Origin of the sequence: Shumkonia mesophila, from assembly GCF_026163695.1 — a bacterium.
GTDB lineage: Bacteria > Pseudomonadota > Alphaproteobacteria > Rhodospirillales > Shumkoniaceae > Shumkonia > Shumkonia mesophila.
The window spans coordinates 1-20119 of the sequence record NZ_JAOTID010000033.1 but is presented as its reverse complement, the minus strand read 5'-3'; the positions used below and the strand labels follow the sequence as shown (position 1 = coordinate 20119).

The 20119-nt window shown below is 57.6% G+C and carries 22 protein-coding genes and 1 pseudogene; 2 read left to right on the top strand and 21 right to left on the bottom strand.

Annotated elements, in window-relative coordinates; translation table 11 throughout:
* Positions 1-19: 19 nt before the first annotated feature.
* Together ODR01_RS24655 and ODR01_RS24650 are read right to left on the bottom strand one after the other, a co-directional pair.
* Positions 20-214, bottom strand: a complete 195-nt coding sequence (locus ODR01_RS24655; RefSeq protein ID WP_316980376.1) for a hypothetical protein — start codon at positions 212-214, stop codon at positions 20-22.
* A gap of 17 nt (positions 215-231) precedes the next feature.
* Entirely contained in the window at positions 232-870 is a 639-nt protein-coding gene (locus ODR01_RS24650; protein ID WP_316980375.1) for an ERF family protein, read from the bottom strand.
* A 383-nt stretch (positions 871-1253) separates the two neighbouring features.
* On the opposite strand from ODR01_RS24650, the gene ODR01_RS24645 reads away from it, so the two are divergent.
* Positions 1254-1970, top strand: a complete 717-nt coding sequence (locus ODR01_RS24645) for a FadR/GntR family transcriptional regulator (protein WP_316980374.1) — start codon at positions 1254-1256, stop codon at positions 1968-1970.
* A 56-nt stretch (positions 1971-2026) separates the two neighbouring features.
* Here ODR01_RS24645 and ODR01_RS24640 read toward each other — a convergent pair whose 3' ends face one another.
* From ODR01_RS24640 to ODR01_RS24585, 14 genes and pseudogenes are all read right to left on the bottom strand, one after another.
* Positions 2027-2863 (bottom strand): NAD-dependent epimerase/dehydratase family protein, encoded by an 837-nt coding sequence (locus ODR01_RS24640; protein WP_316980373.1) that lies wholly within the window; start codon positions 2861-2863, stop codon positions 2027-2029.
* A 112-nt stretch (positions 2864-2975) separates the two neighbouring features.
* Positions 2976-3893 (bottom strand): SMP-30/gluconolactonase/LRE family protein, encoded by a 918-nt coding sequence (locus ODR01_RS24635; RefSeq protein WP_316980372.1) that lies wholly within the window; start codon positions 3891-3893, stop codon positions 2976-2978.
* Between the two features lie 174 nt (positions 3894-4067).
* Positions 4068-5057: a TRAP transporter substrate-binding protein gene (locus tag ODR01_RS24630; protein ID WP_316980371.1), complete on the bottom strand. Its 990-nt coding sequence runs from the start codon at positions 5055-5057 to the stop codon at positions 4068-4070.
* A gap of 34 nt (positions 5058-5091) precedes the next feature.
* The gene (locus tag ODR01_RS24625) at positions 5092-6384 is read right to left on the bottom strand and encodes a TRAP transporter large permease (protein WP_316980370.1); all 1293 of its coding nucleotides are present in this window, start codon (positions 6382-6384) and stop codon (positions 5092-5094) included.
* Positions 6381-6929 (bottom strand): TRAP transporter small permease, encoded by a 549-nt coding sequence (locus tag ODR01_RS24620; protein WP_316980369.1) that lies wholly within the window; start codon positions 6927-6929, stop codon positions 6381-6383. The genes ODR01_RS24625 and ODR01_RS24620 overlap by 4 nt, the downstream gene beginning before the upstream one ends.
* Positions 6930-6971: 42 nt before the next feature.
* Positions 6972-8450: a tripartite tricarboxylate transporter permease gene (locus ODR01_RS24615; RefSeq protein ID WP_316980368.1), complete on the bottom strand. Its 1479-nt coding sequence runs from the start codon at positions 8448-8450 to the stop codon at positions 6972-6974.
* Positions 8451-8487: 37 nt separating this feature from the next.
* Positions 8488-8913, bottom strand: coding sequence for a tripartite tricarboxylate transporter TctB family protein (locus tag ODR01_RS25335; protein WP_394356872.1), 426 nt, complete (start codon positions 8911-8913; stop codon positions 8488-8490).
* Positions 8914-9022: 109 nt separating this feature from the next.
* Positions 9023-9988, bottom strand: coding sequence for a Bug family tripartite tricarboxylate transporter substrate binding protein (locus tag ODR01_RS24610; RefSeq protein WP_316980367.1), 966 nt, complete (start codon positions 9986-9988; stop codon positions 9023-9025).
* Positions 9989-10043: 55 nt separating this feature from the next.
* Positions 10044-11222 (bottom strand): mandelate racemase/muconate lactonizing enzyme family protein, encoded by a 1179-nt coding sequence (locus ODR01_RS24605; protein WP_316980366.1) that lies wholly within the window; start codon positions 11220-11222, stop codon positions 10044-10046.
* 430 nt (positions 11223-11652) lie between these two features.
* Positions 11653-11745, bottom strand: a pseudogene (locus ODR01_RS24600) (transposase); the annotation flags it as partial.
* A gap of 43 nt (positions 11746-11788) precedes the next feature.
* Entirely contained in the window at positions 11789-12088 is a 300-nt protein-coding gene (locus tag ODR01_RS25330; RefSeq protein WP_394356871.1) for a helix-turn-helix domain-containing protein, read from the bottom strand.
* 311 nt (positions 12089-12399) lie between these two features.
* The gene (locus ODR01_RS24595; RefSeq protein ID WP_316980365.1) at positions 12400-12735 is read right to left on the bottom strand and encodes a hypothetical protein; all 336 of its coding nucleotides are present in this window, start codon (positions 12733-12735) and stop codon (positions 12400-12402) included.
* 275 nt (positions 12736-13010) lie between these two features.
* Positions 13011-13601: a hypothetical protein gene (locus tag ODR01_RS24590; protein WP_316980364.1), complete on the bottom strand. Its 591-nt coding sequence runs from the start codon at positions 13599-13601 to the stop codon at positions 13011-13013.
* Positions 13598-15019, bottom strand: a complete 1422-nt coding sequence (locus tag ODR01_RS24585) for an ethylbenzene dehydrogenase-related protein (protein WP_316980363.1) — start codon at positions 15017-15019, stop codon at positions 13598-13600. Before ODR01_RS24585 ends, ODR01_RS24590 begins: the two co-directional genes overlap by 4 nt.
* A 345-nt stretch (positions 15020-15364) precedes the next feature.
* On the opposite strand from ODR01_RS24585, the gene ODR01_RS24580 reads away from it, so the two are divergent.
* A complete protein-coding gene (locus ODR01_RS24580) occupies positions 15365-15670 on the top strand; it encodes a PadR family transcriptional regulator (protein WP_316980362.1) in 306 nt (101 codons plus the stop codon).
* Positions 15671-16040: 370 nt separating this feature from the next.
* Here ODR01_RS24580 and ODR01_RS24575 read toward each other — a convergent pair whose 3' ends face one another.
* The 5 genes from ODR01_RS24575 to mrdA form a co-directional block, all read right to left on the bottom strand.
* Positions 16041-16751 (bottom strand): TVP38/TMEM64 family protein, encoded by a 711-nt coding sequence (locus tag ODR01_RS24575; protein ID WP_316980361.1) that lies wholly within the window; start codon positions 16749-16751, stop codon positions 16041-16043.
* Positions 16752-16834: 83 nt separating this feature from the next.
* Entirely contained in the window at positions 16835-17305 is a 471-nt protein-coding gene (locus ODR01_RS24570; protein WP_316980360.1) for a peptidoglycan-binding domain-containing protein, read from the bottom strand.
* Positions 17306-17423: 118 nt separating this feature from the next.
* Positions 17424-17810 carry a DUF302 domain-containing protein gene (locus tag ODR01_RS24565; RefSeq protein ID WP_316980359.1) on the bottom strand — a complete coding sequence of 129 codons (387 nt, stop codon included), beginning with the start codon at positions 17808-17810 and terminating at the stop codon, positions 17424-17426.
* Positions 17811-17926: 116 nt separating this feature from the next.
* Positions 17927-18844 (bottom strand): hypothetical protein, encoded by a 918-nt coding sequence (locus ODR01_RS24560; protein WP_316980358.1) that lies wholly within the window; start codon positions 18842-18844, stop codon positions 17927-17929.
* Positions 18845-18979: 135 nt separating this feature from the next.
* On the bottom strand, positions 18980-20119 hold a 1140-nt coding region (gene mrdA, locus ODR01_RS24555; protein ID WP_316980357.1), incomplete at its 5' end, for a penicillin-binding protein 2.

Here is a 20119-nt window from a genome sequence, read left to right as displayed (position 1 = left end):
ACCTGATCAAGGGGCTGGCCTAATTTTGGACGCCGATCACCCCCTCAGGTGGCCGACTTTTGCACGCCGCTCCACAGACGGCGCGCCCGACGTCGGAGAGCCCGACATAGGTGGAGCGGTCGCCCAACGCCTGGGCCGTCCGTGTTTGGTCATGGCGCAGCAGCCCACGGGCCACGTGCGCCAGCAGGCCAATGGCCCTGGAATGATCGGTCATGAGACACCTTGGATGGTTCAGGCGGCGTAGCGCCACCAGAGTTTGCGGTTGCCGTCCCAGCGGAAGCCCGCCTCCTGAAGGAAGGCGCGCTTGTCGCGGACGTTGCCGGAGGCGGTGATGCAGAGCTTGCCGTTGTTGGCGGCGACGGTCCGGTACTCGACGCCGTCGATGCGCGGCAGCCCGGCCAATGGGTCGGTAGCCTCGGCCTGGGGAGCATGGTGCCGCCGGGCCTTGTTCTTTTGCCTCGGAATCGCCGCCTCGGCGTCGTCATCGGCCTCACTGACCATGCCGACCAGGGTGGCCAGGCCATAACGGCGTGCGTAGGTAAGGGCCGAGCCGTAGCCCTGCGGGTCGTTCTTCGGCAGCGGCATCACCATCATCGACGATTGCCACTGCCCAGAATCGCCGTGCACCAGCTTGGTGACCAAGCCCAGATGACCGGCTTCCGCCGCCACCGGGTATTGCGCCACCCAGACGGACTGCGCGGTCAGCGCGTCCCGGCAGGCGTCGATGACGGAATTGAGCGTGGCGTAGCGGTTCTTGACGAACGGGTTCTCGGCGTCCTTGCACGCCGGGTTGAGCGCCTGTTGCACCTTGACCATCGCCTTCGCCAGTTCGGCGAGGTCGGGCGAAGAAAAAACCTCGGAAATCAGCATGTTCATTCCCTCCAAAAAGAAACGCCCTGCTTCCCGTCGGGGAAGCAGGGCGTCTGGTTGATTCAAGGGGATGATATATGGGTGAAAGGTGACGAAACGCGACCCTTCCAGTTGGGATGCCTGGATTTAGCGCGTCTGGATCTATGTTGGGGGCGGCCAGCAAAGGACGTCTTTATCGCCGTATTCATCCACCGGAGGCGAACACGGTCAGGACGGCCAAACGACTTCGCTTGTCGTGTCCTTAGTTAAATGCGAAAGCTCTGGGCACGTCACTTGGCCACCTTGACACCCGGCAGGTGTTGGTTGAAAAAAAGGACCAATAAGCCGTTGGTGGCTAGTTTGAGGAACTGCGATTCCTTCCGACGAAAAGGTCAGCAATTTCAATGTTTGACAAGATAAGCCCCATCCATCGTAGCCAGATTGTTGCCGAACAGATTGTCTCAAAGATCCAATTGGCCAAGATGCAGATTGGCGACAAACTGGCCTCGGAGCGGGAAATCGCCAAATCCATGGATGTCAGCCGTAACACCCTTCGAGAGGCAATAGCCATGCTTCAAGTGGCGGGTATTCTCGAAGTGAGGCGGAGCAGTGGGATTTTCATCGCCGCGTTGCCTGATCAAGACGTTGTCAAGCGTCGCCTAATCGATGGCGTTTTTGCGACATTTACGGATTCGGAAACCGCAATTGACGCCAGGATCGCGATGGAACCAGGAGTTGCAATTCTTGCGTCCAAAACCGCTACAGATGAGGAGTGGAAGAGCATTGACCGCCACTTGGACGCAATGCGTGAAGCAGTTGATAAAAAAGATATAGAAGAATATAGAAAAAATGATAATGATATGCATAAACTATTTGCAACAGCCACCCATAATGAGGTAATTATTTCCACAATTCTGCCTATTATAGACACGGCCCGCCAGCCTCTGTGGAGTGCCATAAAAAAAGACATATACAATTCAAGCGTTTTACATGAAAGCTATGATGAACACCGGCTGATCGTCGAAGCCATGCGGACGACAGACGAATACTACATTTTCCGAGCCGTCAGAAGACATCTTGAAAAATCCAAGGCGCGTTTGGGTATCGACATTGATGGCTAGACCCAAACATACCTTCAATGGCCGCTGTTCATAAATGCAGGCATCGCGGCTCGGAGTCAGTCAATTTTTTGAGGATCACCATCGAATCCCGCTGAGCAATAAAAACCGCCGGCGAACAGCCTTTCGATTTTCGGCTCATCGCTGAAATCTGGTGTCTTTAGAAGCTCCTCAACGTGGTTCTCTGCGTTGTCATTTGGAGTATAACCGATGGTTGCCGCGATAGAGTTGTCCCATATACGCCGCATATTGGCCGATACGCCATAGACCACAAGAAAGTGGATGTCGGCAGCCGTCAGGCAGCATCGCGTGAGATGTAGGTAGTCGGGATAGCTAAGCCAAGTGGATAGTCCGCGGACGTGCGGCATCTGTAGGCGCGCCACCCCAATTCGTTGGCAGACGATGCTGAGGCCATGCTTGTCTGCATAAAGGCGACCAAGCGCCTCTCCAAAAACCTTGCTGACGGCATATGGAGAATCGGGTCGGAATGGAGCATCAGGACCGACTACGTGATCCCGTCGATGAAATCCCACGACATGATGACTGCTCGCAAAAACGACGCGTTTGACGCGGCGCCGTCGCGCGGCCTCAAATACGTTATAGGTTCCGATAATATTGGTCTGAAGCACTTCCGGCCAATCTTCCGGGTCAAGCTTCGCGCCAAGATGAACAACAGCATCGACATCCTCCATGACATCGAAGACATCTTCGAAGTTCTCGAGGTGAGCCGGAAAAATCTCTTCACCGGGGCGGGCAAAACCTAAATCTTGACGATCCGAAAGACGAAGAATCGGAAATTCCCCGTACAGACCCTCACGTAAGACAGAGCCGAGACGGCCAGCCGCGCCCGTGATAAGAAGGCGGTGGTAGGTAGGTTGATGTGAGTAGGGTGTCATGATTCATCAACTTGTCATGCTATTAGGCCAGCCATTAGCTCGGGAAATGCCCAAGCCACCTATCGCTCTAGTGGCAGCAAGGTTGCCTATCTCAGCCTTCCGTCGCCAGATCCTATGCGTGCGAGAAAAGAGGCAAACCCGGCACTTCCATATCGACCGCCAGGATCGAGCCGCTTGAAGACTCGGTAATGAACAGTGTCTTGTTATCGGGCCCGCCAAACGCGCAGTTCGTCGTGGCAAGGCCTTCAGGCGAGTGAATCCGCAACTGGGGCTCTCCCAGTCTGCTGAAGGCCCAGACTGTACCGAACCCGTTGATGCACGCAATCAAGCCGCCTTTTGCGTCCACGGCAATACCGTCGGGACCGGCCAGACCACCCGAAAGTTGAATGAATATCCCGGCACGTGAAACCTCGCCAGTAGTCTCGATAGGAACCCGCCAGATACAGTTGCCTCGCGTGGCCGCGACATAAAGCAAGGTTTCGTCCGGACTGAGTGCAATCCCGTTAGGACTCGGAACGTTGTTGAGCAAGAGTTGCAGTCGCCCATCCGGGAACCGCCGATAAACCCTTCCGGTCGGGTCGTTCATGCCGGTTTCGCCTTGATCGGTAAAATAAAGTGTGCCGTCCTTGTCGAATATTAGGTCGTTCAGACCCTTGAACGATTCGAGAAACGCCCGTTCCAATATGGGGTTGAGACTGCCGGTGTCGGGGTCGAGTTGAAGAAGCCCCAGGCGGTGGTCCGCAACAAAAATACGGCCGTCACGATGAATCTTGAGGCCGTTCGGCTCACCGTCGTAATCAGCGATCAGCGTGAATGTACGGTTTGGTGAAATGCGGAATATTCGAGAATAGGCCAAATCGACCACATAAAGATTTCCATCCCGATCAAAAGATGGACCCTCAAAAAAGGAATGTGTGTCTACGCCACGCCTCCTTATTTCAATCCATCTCGATCTTTTTTTTGGATTTCGGAATTTATCAGGCAATCGGGCAAAAATCTTCGCTTCAACACTCGGGGGAACTTGAAACATTTTTCACCTCATCGAATATCCGCTATTGATGAATTTGACAGTGTCTTGGTTGTTGCGGATCCATTGCGATGGTTTCGTCCAAGGAAAGACGCCGCGTGACGAAGGGCAATGGCCCTGTGATCAATGGCCGCGGGGGCACCCAGGGATGCCCCTGCGGCTTTTTGCCAGCACCTGTTAATTGGCAATCTGGTCCATGATGTCTTTTGGAAGCCTTGCACCGAATTTTTCCCATACGGGCTTAACGGCAAGGCGGAATTTCTCCAAATCCACCTCATTAAATGTTAGACCTTGGGCCTTAAGTTGCTCAGCCATTTTAACCTCCTCACCCTGCGCCAACTTACGTTGGAAGTCGGCGGCTTCTTTGGCGGCCGAGCGGATTGCGGCTTGATGGTCAGAAGAAAAGGATTCCAGCCGGCGCTTGGAAATGATGACTGGTCCTGCCGTAAATACGCTTCTGGTCAACGACATGTATTTGGCCACTTCGTAAAACTTCTGCGACCACATTTGCGTAATTCCGGTTTCGCCGCCGTTGACCACGCCTTGCTGCAATCCTGTATACAAGTCTCCCCACGCCAGTGGCACCGGCATCCCGCCGAGAGCCTTGATCGTGTCGATGGTGACGGGGCTGTTCATGACGCGAATCTTCAATCCTTGCATATCATTTGGCGTAGCTACAGGCCCACGGGTACTGAAGATGTTGCGGAATCCTCCGTCGAAATAGGTAAGCACCTCGATATTCTTCGTTGCCAGTCCTCTCGCCACAACCCGCCCCAGTTCACCGTCGAGTTTGGCGTATGCGGTTTCAACGTTTGGAAATAGAAACGGGAGATCCAACGCGGCCATTCCATCAAAATAAGGAACAAGATGCGCACTGGCCACGATACCCATCTCGATCGTGCCTAATTGAACGCCTTGAGCAACGGCACCAGGGTTGCCCAACTGGTTGTCCGGAAAGACCATCACCTTCACAGCACCATCGGTACCTTTGTGAACAAGCTCGGCGAACTTCTGTGCGCCAACCGAGTAAGGGTGGGTGGCGGGGTTGGGTGAGGACAATCTCAACGTCACGACACTGTCCTGCGCGGAAACCTTGGCTGCCAAAAACGTCAAAGCGATGAGGAAAACCGTGAAGTACGCGGCCTTCGTCAGAACGGTGCCTCTCATGTGTTGTTCCTCCTGCCTGGTAAACAATCAACGTCTAGCCGTGAAGAGTTGCGGGAAGCCATGTAATTAGCCCCGGGAGGAAGATCATCATCGCTGTGATAACAATCATTACCCCAAGAAATGGCATAGATCCCCTGGTTACGACCTCGAAAGGGAGTCGAGTTACGCCTGCAGTCACGAAAAGATCCGGCCCTACCGGGGGTGTAATCAGCCCTAATGACAAAGCCATCACCGTGAACACCCCGAAGAAAATCGGGTCGATGCCAAGTTGGCTCACGGTAGGCAGCAGTATTGGCACGATTATCACGATCGCCGCGGATGGGTTGGCAAAACACCCCGCCACAAGGTAGAGACAGAAGACAAGAAGCAGAAAGGCAACCGGCGTCGTGGTAATCTGCAACAGTAGTTGCGCGACAGCGTGGGGTATCTGCAGATAAGTCAAGCACCAACCAAAGAGCGATGCAGCGGCAACCAGGAACACGATGTTTGCCGTATCGACAACCGTGTCCACGAGGGCGCCGAAAACGTGCGAAACACCTATTTCTCGATGAATGATGACACCGACGAACAAACCATAAAACACGGCAACCGCCGCCGCCTCCGTCGGCGTGAAGATCCCGGCATAAATACCGCCTAACACCACAAACGGAATGGTCAATGACCAGAACGACCTATGAAAGGTTCGCCATACCTCGGCCCACGAGAATTTTGGTTCATTCACTGGCCGCGGAACTTTCCTCATTCTCCACCAGCTCATGCCCATGATGCCCAAGCCTATAATGATTCCAGGAACGAACCCACCGAGAAAAAGCCGCCCGATCGATACCTCAGCGGTGGTGCCATAGATAATCATTGCGATACTTGGCGGGATGATAATGCCGATCACTGAGCTCGAAGCAACAAGCCCGGCCGAAAAGGAGCGCTCATACCCATAGTCGTAAAGTTTGGGAACAAGTGCCTTGCCGATAGCCGCGTTTGTGGCAGTCGAAGACCCGGAAAGGGCTGCGAAGAACATGCATGACAAAGTCACAACATGGGCCAATCCCGCCGGAACGCCACGGACGATAGCCGCGAAGAACGCCACTAGTCGGTCGGTCACCCCACCGGTAATCATCAGATTTCCCGCCAGAATGAAATAGGGGATGGCCAGAAGAGGGTACGAATCCGTCGCGGCGTATATTTGCGACGGAATCAATACCAACGGCATCTGCTCGATACCGAATATGACCATCATGGCAAACAGCGATGACAGCCCAAGGGAAACTGAGATGGGAACCGTCATCGCCACCATCAGGAAGAAGCTGCCGAAAAGGATGACGGCATTCATGACGTCGATCTCCCCGCTCGCACCCTTTGCCCCGCCTCCCTAAAACGCGGGGAGCATTCCTCAAGCAAAGTCAGCGCACTGAACAGGCACATGAACAAGCCGCCAACGGCAATGCCGGCAGTGGCAAAGGAGAGCGAAATCTCAAGGCCGGGTGTAATGTTGGTCAGATTGACATGGGCGAAATGGGTTCCTTCGATCAGCAACAGCAGGGAAAGCACGACAATTCCGCAACTGGCAATCACCCGTCCGCCTTGCTTGAACGTGGAAAACCAGACATCGCCAACTATCTTCACCGCGATGTGGGCATTCGACCAAGTCGCTATCGCTATGCCAAGCATGACCGCCCAAACAAAGAGGGTCCGTGCCGCCTCGTTCGCCCAGGGCAAGGGTATGCTAAAGAAATACCGAAGAATGATCTCGGCCATGGTAACCGAAACCATCAACGCGATACATGCAGCCGAAAACCAAAGCAGCCATTTCGAAGCCGTTGCCGCTACTGCGTAGAGGAAGGTGATAGTGCCGAACCGATGCGACGGCACACTCATGGTCGAACTCCCCTTCTTCAATCAGTTAACCTGCCGTAAACACTACTCCTGTGTTTTTTTGCGCCCCTTGCGCATGGAATAGATAAGCATAAATACCGTAATAAAAATAAACGCCAGCGCAACCGGCCTGTACACTATCGGCTCAAGTGACCCGGCCGATGCCATAAGAGCCGTCCTCAACGCCGACTCCGCCAATTCCGCCAAAATGAATCCAATGACAAATGGGGCGTGGGGGATATTGAATTGATACATGGCATAGCCAACGCAGCCAAAACCCAGCGTCACCCACACGTCGAAAACACTACTGCTAATGGCGATAGCACCCAGCAGACAACAAAGGATGATTACCGACATCATGAAGGATGGTGGAATCACTGATAATTTCGCAATCTGCCGAACCAGACCGCTCATCATGAAAAACATTACGACATTGGCGAAAAGGCAGGTCGCAATGATCGTGTTGATAATCTCTGGGTTTGTGACGTAAAGCATCGGCCCGGGCTGAAGATTGTGCAACAAAAGCGCGCCAATGAGGATCGCATCCACGGTGCTTCCCGGAATACCCAGCGTCACCAGAGGAATAAGAGCGCCGCCAATGGATCCATTGTTGGCGCTTTCCGACGCGACAATGCCATCCGGAAATCCGGTACCGTACTTCTCTGGCGTCTTTGAACTGTTTTTCGCAACCGTGTACGAGACAATGGAAGCCACGCTTCCGCCAACTCCCGGAAGAAATCCAATCCAAGTTCCCACCAATGATGACCGAATCATGTTGAAGGATTGGTCCTTCCAGTCCTTCAAGGAGAGAAAAATTGATTTGGTGTCGGTTTTGACGATTTGCGGCGTCCCCCCGATCTTGGCTAGGTCCGAAAATGCCTGGCTGAAAACAAAAATGCCAAGCAACACTGGCACTAGCTCGAAGCCGCTTGCCAAGTGGTCAAAGCCAAACGTCAACCGAACGGTTCCGGACGCCTTGTCAATACCGGGAAGCGAGGCCATCACACCCAGCAAAGCCGCCAACAACCCCTTGGCCAAGGATGCTTTGGATAGCGAAGCGATGAGCGCGAGAGCCATAACCACCATACTGAAGATTTCCCATGGCCCGAAACGGGTACCCCAAATGGCCAAGACTGGAGAGAAAAAATACAAGAAAAACCAAGAAATCAGCCCCCCAACAAAACTCGCCGAGATGCCAAGTCCCAACGCTCGGGCTGCGTTACCCGACTGAGCCATTGGAAAGCCATCCATGGTGGTCATGATAGAAGACGGCGTACCGGGCATTTTTAGAAGCGTTGCCGAAATGAGGCCGCCACTTACGGACCCCACATACATGGAGATGAGCAGAACCATCGCATCGACGTTCGTCATGAAATATGTCAGCGGAATGGACATCGCGATGAGCATGGCGCCGCTAAAACCGGGAATGGCCCCGACGACAATTCCGGACAGAACGCCAATTACACACAGAGCAAACGGCAATGGCGTAATAATATACGAAATTGATTCGGCCAGTGCGGACATCAGACTTTACTCACATATCCTGCTTTAAATTTTACATTTAAGGAAGGTTTACATACAGATAATTTTTAAACAGTATAGGAAGTCCAACGCCAAACAATATAGAAAGGAAAAAAGATATAACGATATTTTTTATGTTCCATTTTGATAAAACCATAATCAAAACGAATAAAAAAACAGGCGTAGTTAAAAGAGATGATACAACAGGCCATGTCAATGATATGCAATATGCGATTATAACGCAAAGAGCCTTTAACACCGGGATCTGTGATGACGCAGTAGTATTTGCCGTGTCATGAATTTCGTAACGGAGTCTCCGAATGCGCGCTAAGGTTTGCCAGGAAAGATATCCGCTGAACCCAATCACGAAAAGCGCAATATATCTTGGTACGGAAAACGAACCTAATGGTTCTCGAAGAGATGTTGGTTTATTCAGCGTGTCAAAAAATATTATCACGCAGAACATAATGACGACGGAGTAAAATGCTAATTCTAGAACATTTTTGATGTTTTTATGCATAGGTACATTCCAACAATAAAACGGGACCTGGGTTTGTCCAGGCCCCGTTGAAAAATCATTCTTCTCCACGAAGACGCTTGGAGATTCCGTTGATTTGTTTACACTGATTGGAGATGAACTGCTCAAGCTCCATGCCGCGCATGTAATCGAGATTCATGGATGAGGTTTCGAAATTTTTCTTTAGATCCTCTGTCTTCATCGCTTTTTCAAAAGCATCTGCTAGGATTGCGATGCGCGCTTCTGGTGTGCCTTTGGCAACGAACCACCAGTTCGTCATCGAGTAATTGACATCGTACCCAAGCTCCACGAGCGTAGGAACATCAGGAAAGGCGGGATCCCGCTGTGGCGCCATAATCCCGAGGAGCCGCACCCCTTTGGAGGCAACCTGCTTCAAGGAGGGGATGGGGAGCAAACCAACCTCGACGTGCCCCCCGAGAATGGCTGTGTAGGCGGCGGAGGTGCTACCTGACTGAACATAGCGGAACTTCAGGCCAGGCACAGCGCTCTCGGCAAGAACCAAACCGATATGATTGGATGCCCCCAAATTGACGCCGGCAGTGATCGTTTCGGGCTGGGCCTTGGCTGCGTCAAACAATTCCTGAATGGTTTTGTATCGAGAATCGTCGCGCACAACGACAGCGTAACTCTGACTACCGGTGGCAGCTACGGGAGTGAATGCCGAGTGGTCGAAATTGATGTTGCCCAGGGCTACGGCACCGCACAAACCTACATGCCAAATAAGAACGGTGTGGCCGTCAGGAGCAGAGTCCTTGACATGGAGCGCACCGGTAGAGCCTCCGGCACCGGGCATATGCACAACGGGGACCGGGTAGCCACCGAGTAGTTTTTCGTCCTGAATAATCTTCTGGAAGTAACGGGCGGTTAGGCTGCTGGAGCCGCCCTGGTTGAAAGGCACGACGAACTTGACGGGTTGCTCTGGATAATCGGCCGCATTGGCAGCACTCGCTAGGGAGATGCTTAGGGGTATGGCGACGAAGCAGAGCGCCTTGAACAATCGCATGGTGGTTTCTCCTTGGTTGTTTACCTTCCCGTTAAGTTTGAAATTGGCCCCTTGCTCAACAGACGCTGTAGCGCTCGAGAACTTCTTCGTTAATGTCAATGCCGATCCCTGGACGGTCTGCCCGTGGCGCATGCAGGAATCCGTTGTCGAAGACATCGTAACGTTCCTTGAGGAGATCGTGCCGCAACGGGTTGTGATCTTCCTTGGACCAATCGGAGCTCATGACCTCAAACGTAAGCAGATTGGGGAGAGCCGTGGCGATGTGCAGAGACACGGCAAGGCACAGAGCCGAACAGCTTCCGGTGTGGGGGGCATAGGGCAGATGGAAGGCCTGCGTCATGCTCGCGATCTTGGCGACTTCCGTAAGGCCGCCCACGCGGCAGGGATTGGGCTGCACGATATCCACGCAGCGCTCGGCGAACATGTTGGCGAAATCGTACCGCGTGAATGAGCTCTCACCCCACGCGATGGCCATGTCGAGATGATCAGCCAGGTACTTGTAGCCGTAAATGTTGTCCGGGCTGATCGGCTCTTCGAACCAGTAGATACCGTACTCCTCAAGCCCGCGACCGACGCGGAGGGCCAACTTGTAGTCTTCATGGTATCCGCAGTTGGCATCCACCGTGAGCACAACATCATCGCCGACCGTCTTGCGGATGTCCTCCACCAGCTTGAGATCCTTGACATAACCTGAGGGGTTCTTGCCGAGCTTGATCTTCATCGACTTGAAACCCATTTTCAGGAACTCGCGGGCGGTATCGAGCACGACGCTTTTTTCTCGCATACGCAGGCTGGACGCGTAGGAGGGAATGAGGTCGCGCTGGCGTCCGCCCAGGAACATGTAAAGAGGCTGACCGTAAATCTTGGCCCGCATGTCCCACAGGGCGATGTCGATGCCGCTCAGGGCCTCAATGAAGAAGCCGCGGTTATGACCGCGATTCATCATGGCCGCATACATGATCTCCCAGGTATGCTCCGGTTGCAGCGGGTCCGTGCCGATCACCAGCGGCGTCAGTTCCTCGATGATTTTCTTTAGAGCCGCCGGAGCAAAGCGAGTCATGCACTCGCCATAGCCGACAACACCCTCATCCGAGGTCACCCGCACGATCGTGGCGCGATAGCCGCCGAAGACGATGTGCTGCACCTTGTCGGCATACGGGATGCTGACCGGAGCATCGATGGGTTTGGACAAAGGAACGTAAAGGGGGAAAACTTCAACTTTGGTGACTTTCATGGCGTGTCCCTTGCGGATTCAGAGGCTGGCTGAGCACTTTGGGCAGGTGAGTTTTCGGTGGTTCTATTTCAGAACCAATTCACAGCGCCAGTCAAGTGTTTTTCAAGCACGCTCCCTTCGATTGAACAGCCTAACTATATGCAATAAAATGAATTTTATGCCAAACGACATCATCGGCAGGACTTGATCCGTTCCGGGATCCACGGTGCTGCTTGGATCATCAATTGAACCTCAACGTACGCCGATCTAGTCACGGTGACGAATAGTTGGCGGGTTCGATCGCAAGGGTGACGAATTCGGCGCTAACAAGCCGGCTCGCGGCGGACAGGCGCCCTCAAAACCCCCGAGACAAGGCGGCCTCCGCCGGAGGGTTGCTTTTCGGCAGCATCGGCATCGACGGCGCTGTAGATCTCCGTGGGCGCGCCCGCGGATGAACGATGCAGGTTTGAACGATGGCCTGCGGGAACTCGGCGGCGATCGCGTCGGGAAAGCCCTTCAGGCCGTCGACGACGGCCAGCAGGATTCCCCGCAGGCGACATAAACCCGAACCCCGGTGCCGGGCCCGATCATGCCCTCTCCGCAACCCGGATCACCCGCTTCAGCAGATTCTCCGGCATTCCGGCATCGGCACAAACGGTCCGGCCGTTCCGGAGCGCGATCTCGACCCGATGGCGCTTCGATCTGCGGCGGCTGCCACACGGATCCTCCTCCGGGCCACCGGCGGCCAACTCCACAGGCAGAAGGCATGTCTGTTCCACAAGAGCATCGCCGCCACGCCGCAAATCCCGGCGCCACTGGCAGATCTGCTGTCGGGAGAGGCCGTGCCACCGCGCCACGTCGGCCACCGTCATCCCGTTCAACCCCACCGCGGCAAGAATCTGCAGCTACTGCTCGATCGCCCAGCGTCGCCGGCGCTTCTCACCGATCAGCACCTCTTGCCGTACCATCCGCCTCCTCGACGACGTCAATAACGACGTCGTTAACGACGTAAACATACTTCACCGTCCCCCCCCCCCCCCCAAGCCGATAAGGCGGCCCAAACCGGCCGGTTACCGGCATCAGATGGACGCGTCGATTTCAATGGCAAGGCGAAAGCGTTCACGAGGATCTACGGCTTCCTGGCCGCAATCCTGGGCTCGCAAAATAGTGCATCCGGCGTATGATGGTCCGCGTCCGTTCATTTCTGTTCGTCACCAGCCGAGGGATTCTGTTGGGTTGATTGATGGGTACGTATGAGATTGGCTTGAAAACCATGGAAATCATTAAACAGTAAGCGGACCCCCTCTCCGCCAGTTTTCAAATTCCAAAATTCTCTTAGCGCATTCTGCAAGACCGAAAACCCCAGATTCCGTGCCGATCCGGGCCGAAAGTTGTTAACCGCAGTTCCGGCGGTTTCCGGCAAATCCGCTCTCTCTTTGCCCATTCTCTCCGAAGCTGTTGACTGCTCCCATTCGGTACGCATTTTTAACGCGTTGTTTTTGAATGCAAATTCAGCGCGGTGATTTCGCGACATTCGAAATCCTGTCGCATGGGCGAGAGAATCCGGCGTCAAGCCTCGCCAGACGCACCTTCCGATACAGTTCCGCAGTGAAAATCCTCCCCCCTCCCCGTCGCCAGAAAGGGCCAAAGTGGGCGACTTCTACGCCGCCCGCAGTGGTATCATCCCGCCGCTACCGTGGCCGACCATTGTACCGCCGTCCTCAGCTATTCGATCAAGGCGCTCAATCGTGTCGGCCGGGCCCCGATGGCGGGCTCTCACATCAACAGCGGGACCCTATGGGGAGCAGGTCAAGATTGGTGGCTTCGTCGGCTCCCCCACCATCCGAGGGCCGGCAACCCGATGATTGCCGCGCCGATCAGCCACAGCATCGCGTCGGGGACGAAGAAGGTATCGTAGACGTCCCAGCCGAACCACCCCAGGACAATGGAGACCGTCGTCGGTTTTCCCGCGATGTGTCCGCCCACAGTGCCGGTGACGGTGATCAGCAACGTGCCGAGGGCCGCCAGGCCCAGCATGATCCACCGGTTGGCGCCCTTCCAGACGGTTTCGCCGTTGATCCAGCGGGTGACGAGGAACACGGTCCAGTAGGCGAGTGACCAGCTTGCCGCCAGGATGTGATTGCGGATCAGCGGCGAGGCGCCCGCCGCCTCTAGGGGAAAGATCAGGAGGCCGGAGACAAGAGCGGCAATCCCCGAAAAAATGCTGAGCACGAGGAGCGGCACCAGGATCTTGTCGCCGGCCCGCGCCACGGCGCCGTCCGAAATCGCCCGGTAGAAGACGATCAGCGCCACGGTTGTCCACAGGGCAACCGGAAAGTGCACGAGGACGGCGTGATAAGGGGCGACCAGGCGAACGAAGAGTTCGTAATACGGGGTCATTGGGATGCCCTTTCACGCCCGAGAAGCAGGTTGAGGCCAACGCCGAACGCCGCGATGAGAAGAATCCCGCCAAGCAGGGTCAGCATCCACTGTCGCCAGATCTCGTCGGCGAATTCCGCCTCGATGCCGTATTGCGCAAGCTGGCGCTCGTTGTGGCGAAACCTCACTGGCACCCCGTCCTTGATGAACGACGAGCCGGCGTGCCGCTTGCCGGTCAGCATGGGCCAGCTCACCTGCCCGGGATAGAAGAGCGTGACGTCCGACCATGCCTGCTCCCATTTTGGGATGTCGCCGTCGAAGCGCACCGCCGTGACTTGGGCGTCGCGGTCGAGCCCGAGCGCGACCGGCAGCGAGACGTAATGCCAGCGACTGCCGTAGGCCCCGCGGTGGACGGCGAAGGCAATCGAGTAGAACCCCTTGTCCACCATTGCCTTGTCGTCCAGGGGATGGCCGGTGTTCATCGCCCGCGTCAGGGTGACATCCCAGAAACCATCCCGCCATTCGGCCGGGCCGACGACCGAGATGTCGGCCCGCGAGCCGTCTCCGGCGCGCAACACCCGCTGGGGAATGGTGTTTCCGTCCTTCCACGCGAGATTGGGATCGAAAGGCACGGCCTGATCCTCTCGCAGGTAATAGAGATCCCCGAAGCCAAGCCTGCGTTCGGTCAGGTCGTTCCAGTCGAGCGCCGTGCGGCCGGTCTTCTGGGGATCGAACATCAGCCTCGGCTGCTTCTTTTCGCCATCCCAGTTGGTGAAGAAGGGGCCTTTTCCCGCGTCGCCGTAGCGGGCCTCGGCGATGACCTGATCGTCGGACTTGTCGACCGGGTTGGACCGATGCGCCCGCCAGTGCCACAGGTCGAGGAAGTAGCCGGCCGCGCGCAGGCGCGCCAGTTCCTCCTCCGGCACCACCGATGACCAGTCGTTCATGTCGCGGCGGGTCGCCGGCAGGTGCTTGCCGACCTCGGTCTGCCCCTTCTTGGCGCCGAGATACGGGTGGGCAGCCACTTCCTTGGGACTTGCCTCGCCGGTGAAGAAACGCATGCGGTCGCCGATGGTGACATAGCCGCCGTACCGGCCGAACTCCGGCACGCTGCCGTCGTCGACCATCATCGCCACCCTATCCTCGTAGATCCCTTGCGGCTGGGGACCGGCGACGCTGGCGCCGTAGCGGACCCAGTTACCGCCCTCGTACTTCAGCATGTCATGGTAGATGTGCGGCTTATCGGTCGGCCACCGGTAGCGGAAGAAGATGTCGTGGCCGTTGTAGGCGGCCTTTATCTGCAGCGGCATGGTGCGGTCGTCGGGAATGAAGATGTTGCGCGCCAGGTCATTTTTGATGACGCCTGTTCCGTGGGTCAGCCACGAGGCGGCGAGCAGCCCGACGAAAATCACCAGCGAGAGATACAGAATGCGTCTCATAGCGGCCTTCCTTGTCACGTCGTCATGTTTTTTCTTGGGTGTCGGGCGCGATTTCGTACGAAACCCCGCGAGGAATGCGGTTGATTGTCAAACGTAGCACGCTTAATTATCGTACGTCGATATCCAAATTCGATATTATGGGTGCCAGGCTTTGCCCGATATCGACGCCGCGGCGGCGGGATGGGCCGCGAGCCATCCCCTGTACTCCCGCGCCGGCGCGCGGTATTCTCGCGCCAGTAGATTTTGCGCATGCCGTCCCGGCTGGCAGCGATGTCGATTGCGGATGGCGGATGAGGACTCCACATTCCGGTCGGCCCATGCCTGATCAAGGAAAACGGTAGGACAATGGGCGACAGGGATCTCTTTGGCGGAATGATCCGGCTGCACGTGCTGCATCACGCGGCCGAGCAACCGGTCTACGGCGGCTGGATCATCGAGGAACTGCGCCGGCACGGCTACCAGATCAGCGCCGGCACCCTCTATCCGATGCTGCACGGCCTGGAGCGCAAGGGCTATCTCGACGTCCGGCGGGAGGGCGATGGCAAGCGGGCGCGGCGCTTCTACGCGATCACGCCGAAAGGCCGGGACGCCCTTGCCGGCGCCAAGGAGAAGGTGAAGGAACTGTTCGGCGAACTGTTCGAGGGGCGCTGAGGATTGACGACCGCTCGATGGTGCCAATCGACCTCATCAAGTGCGGCTCAATCCTGCCGGCATCGTGCCGGCTGGGCCCCAGGTGCCGGTCTGGTGTTCGTAATTCTTGGAAGCGCCCGGGCGTACGGTGGTGCGATTGTGATCGTTCATCATTGATCGCCCGGCAGATGTCCGGTTTCGGGCGTGCGCTTTGGGTCAAGAAGGTCGGTTTAGGGTCAGGCATTGGATCTTGCTTACAAATTCCTGGAAGCAGGCGTTTCCACGAAGCCAACTGGGGTGCAGCGACGTGCCGGGAACCAATGGCCTCGACGAAATGGCTTGCGGAGCCTGAAACACAGCCAAGAGTCCAATCTTCCGCCGCCCGCTTCGCTCACTTTCCGAGCGCCTGCGATCTTCCGCCCCAGAGGCGCCATAGGATCGGGACCACGACCAGCCCGCCCAGAATGGCACTTGTGATGGCAAGGCGCCTGATATCGCGGGAGGCGATCTCGCCGCCGAAATGGGCCAGCAGGAAACTCGCGGGCAAGATGCCGGCCAGGGTCGCCGCCGCGAAACGCCAAGCCTTCAACGGTGTCATGCCCGCCGCGTAGCTGATCAGGTCGAAGGAAAGAAAAGGCAGGAGGCGGCTCACGAAGACGATCCCCATCATCGTCCATTGCGAACCCAGCAGCGAGAAGGACAGCCGGTCGCCCAGCCATCGGCAGAGGAACGTGTAACCGAGCAGCCGGGCGAGCGCGAAGGCGAGGAGGGCACCAAGTTCGGCGCCGGCCGCAACGTAAAGGGTCCCCCAGGTGTGGCCATAGAGGGCGCCGACCGCTAGCGCGATGGGGGCGCTGGGAATGGGCGTCACGACCACAGCCACGGTCATGAGAACGACAACGAGGATCGGTCCCGCTGTTTCCAGGGCACGGATCCGCTCCATCAAGCGCGCGGGCTCGGCCAATTCGTCGAGCATCCCGGTTTCACGGAGGCTCCAATAGGCACCGGCGATGACGGCCAGAATGACGAGACCAACCCCTGCGGACACTAGCGGGCGACGTCGGCGTCGCGAGGAAGGTGGAATGATAATGGTATTGGGCATCCACATCCTCGACAGGGAAAGAGAAAACCGGTGGGCGCGGATTGTCCCGCCAGTTCCCTTTATATTGCTTCGCCAGACTCGCCTTACGGGCGATTGCCCGACTTGCCGGGCGCAACACCTTTGCCCATCATGTCTTGCCCGCCCGTCATGCCAGGAGTTCCGCCCTTGCCCATCATGTCTTGGCCATCCATTGCCGGAGATGCAACCGTGCCGGCAGGCTGTTGGCCGCTCGGGCCATCGCTCTTTTGGCCGGCGATGCCAAGTTTATCGAGCGTTGCCTTGTCCGGTTCGCCCGTGACGGTAAGGTGATGCTGCGTCTGATACTGGCGAATGGCGGCGCGGGTGTCTTCGCCCAGTACGCTGTCAGTCTTCACCGCGATACCTTCTTTGTTCAAAGCTTCCTGTAGGGCTTTCACGGTGGCCTCGGGAAGAGATCCGGCTGCCGATGGTGCCGCCGTTTGCGCAAGGGTGGTGGAAATCGGTACGCCGCCGGTCGTAATCATCATGGCCACGACCCCCGCTGCGACCGCCAAGTTTCTCAGAAGTGGTTTCATCGTCGTTCCTTCCGCGAGGGTTTAACCTGTCGATGGAGCGAGTTTCCCCATTCGATACGGTCATCTTCCAGATAACGGCACTTTCAAGGAGGGAACCGCCCTAAAGCCGCGGTCCCTGTCAGAGATTGCCGATGACGCTCTGCAGGCGATTCCGCACTTCGGCGGCGATCGCCCCCAGGTTGGGATTGTCGATGGCTTGCATGGACGCCATCGGATCGACCGCGGAGACTTCGACGCGTCCGTCCTTGGTTTGCTCGACCACGACGTTGCAGGGCAGCATGGTCCCGATCTTTCCCTCGCACTGCAAGGCCTTGTAGGCGAACTCGGGATTGCAGGCGCCGAGAATCGTATAGGGACGGAAGTCGACATCCAACTTCTTCTTCAGGGTTGCCTTGACGTCGATGGTCGTAAGCACGCCGAAGCCCTGCTCGGCCAGCACAGCCGTGACATGGGAAATGGCTTCCTCGAAGGGGGCGTCGAGAACGCGGGTGAAGTGATAATCCATGGCAGAATCCTCCGGTGGATCGGCTCAGTCGGCACCCGGTGTTCACCGACCGCCACACGTCTTTCAATCCGGCTTAACCCGCGGATCGCCACGCCAGTTCCCGCCCGTTTCCCCTGCTAGGGAAGCTGCCATTCGAAGACCCGCTCGGGCACGCCGTAAAGATCCTTGAGCACCAGCCGGAACGATCGTGTTTCCGCTCCCAGGGCCGGGAAGGAGAGGGTGCCCGAGGCGTGGTGGCCGCCCGGAGCCGGGCCATCCCAGGAAACCGCCGGATGGACCGTGCCGCGATCGTCGATCAGGGTCGCGGCCTTGGCGAGGTCGGCATCGAGCGAGCCTGCATGCGTGTTCAATGCGATCGAGAAGCGGGACGGATTGCCCAACCTCAACTTGATCGGCTCCACCGTCACCGTGAGCCCCCCGGCGGCGTTTTCCCGGGCCGGCAGGTCGAAGACTCGTGAAGTTTCGGCGGCCAGCGCCGGACCGGTCGGGCCGGCGCCTGTCGTCGTCAAGGAGGCGCCGACGGCGACGACGCCGATGACGGCCACGGCCACCATCGCCTTCTTAAGGTCGAGGGCCAGGAGCGCCTTCACCGGCCCGTTTGCCGGTCCCAGGCGGTGTTTCTGCATGATTCTGAACATGAAAACAATTCCCAGGAGGTTGGAGAAGACGCCCAGCACCAGGAACGGCGTCTGATACTGCACCAGGAAGACCGCCGCCGCCGAGGCGCCGAGGAAAGGCAGGATGTCGGTCACCCGGTGCGCGCAACAGGCCATCATGGCCATCGTCGAGACGCCGCCCGAGGCAGCGACGCCGGCAGTGGACTGGGCTTGGCGTTGGCGCAGCTGCTCGCGGATGTGGACATGCAGCGCGATCTGGGTGCCAAACCCGGCGGCCAGCAAGACGATCCAGTACCACATGCGGACGAACTGAACCCAGGCGTAGGCTACGGATTCGGCCAAGGCGGTAAGGACGAAGAAGACGGCAAACATTGCCACCGCGCCCAGAGCACCGCTGACGATGGTCCTCGGTTTCATGTCACGTCGTCCTTTCGGCAAGAGAACACGTCCCACTCGCGCTTGGCGCCCTTTCAGACATGGGCATTCCGACTTCCGATGGGGTCATTCAATCGTCGACCTGTAACAGAACTTTGTCGGTACCGGGGTTTTTGGTCACAATGTTTGCCGGTGCGGCGGCCTGCCAAACTCTGTCACACTTTTTCCGCCGCCCTCGACCGACAAGGTGCCCGGCTGTGCGTGGATCTGGCGCACGGCTTCTATAACGTCTTGGGCTATCGGCGCCGCCACGGCAGACCCGCTGCCGCCGTGTTCGACCACCACCGAAACCGCGAAACGCGGCGCCTCGACAGGCGCAAAGGCGACGAACAGCGCGTGGTCGCGCTCCGCCCAAGGCAGGTCCTCGTTCTTGCGCACGCCAGATTGGCGCTCTGCCTTGGTGATGCGGCGAACTTGGGCGGTGCCGGTCTTGCCGGCCATGGCGAAACCGGGTTGGCGGATACGGGAGGCGCGGGCGGTGCCATAAGGGGTGTTGACCACCGCATCCATTGCATCGGCGATGATCGCAAGGTTGGCCGCCGACACTCCGATGGACGGGAAGGCGGCGTCGCGGGGCCGAACTATCGCGTGCGCGGTGACGCCCTTTGCTATCAGGCGGGGCGTCACCGCCTGCTCCCCGTTGGCCAGCCGGGCCGTCATCACCGCGAGCTGGAGAGGGGTCGTCAGGATGTAGCCCTGGCCGATGCCGGAAATCAGCGTCTCGCCCTGCTGCCAGGGAGCGCCGAAGGTGGCCAGCTTCCAGTCACGGGTCGGCATCAGGCCGGGCTTCTCGTTGGGCAGGTCGATGCCCAGCTTCTGCCCCAGCCCCAGCCGCCTGGCCATGGCGGAAATGGCGTCGATGCCGGTTCGGCGCGCCACCTCGTAGAAGTAGGAGTCGCAGGATTGCGCGATGCCGGCCTTGAGGTCGAGCAGGCCATGGCCGTTCCTCTTCCAGCAGTGGAAGGTGGCATCGCCGAGCTTGACAAAGCCCGGGCAGAAAATCTTCGTATTGGGGGTGATGACGCCCTTTTCCAGCGCCGCCAGGGCCACCACCATCTTGAAGGTGGAACCCGGCGCGTACTGGCCGGCAATTGCCTTGTTGGTCAGCGGTGATTTCGGATTGCCCGCCAGCGCCTGCCATTCCTCGGGGGTGAGCCCGCGATTGAACGCGTTGGGATCAAAGCCGGGCACCGAGACCATGGCCAGCACCTCGCCGGTCCTGACGTCCAGCACGACGACGGAGGCGCTCACCTGGCC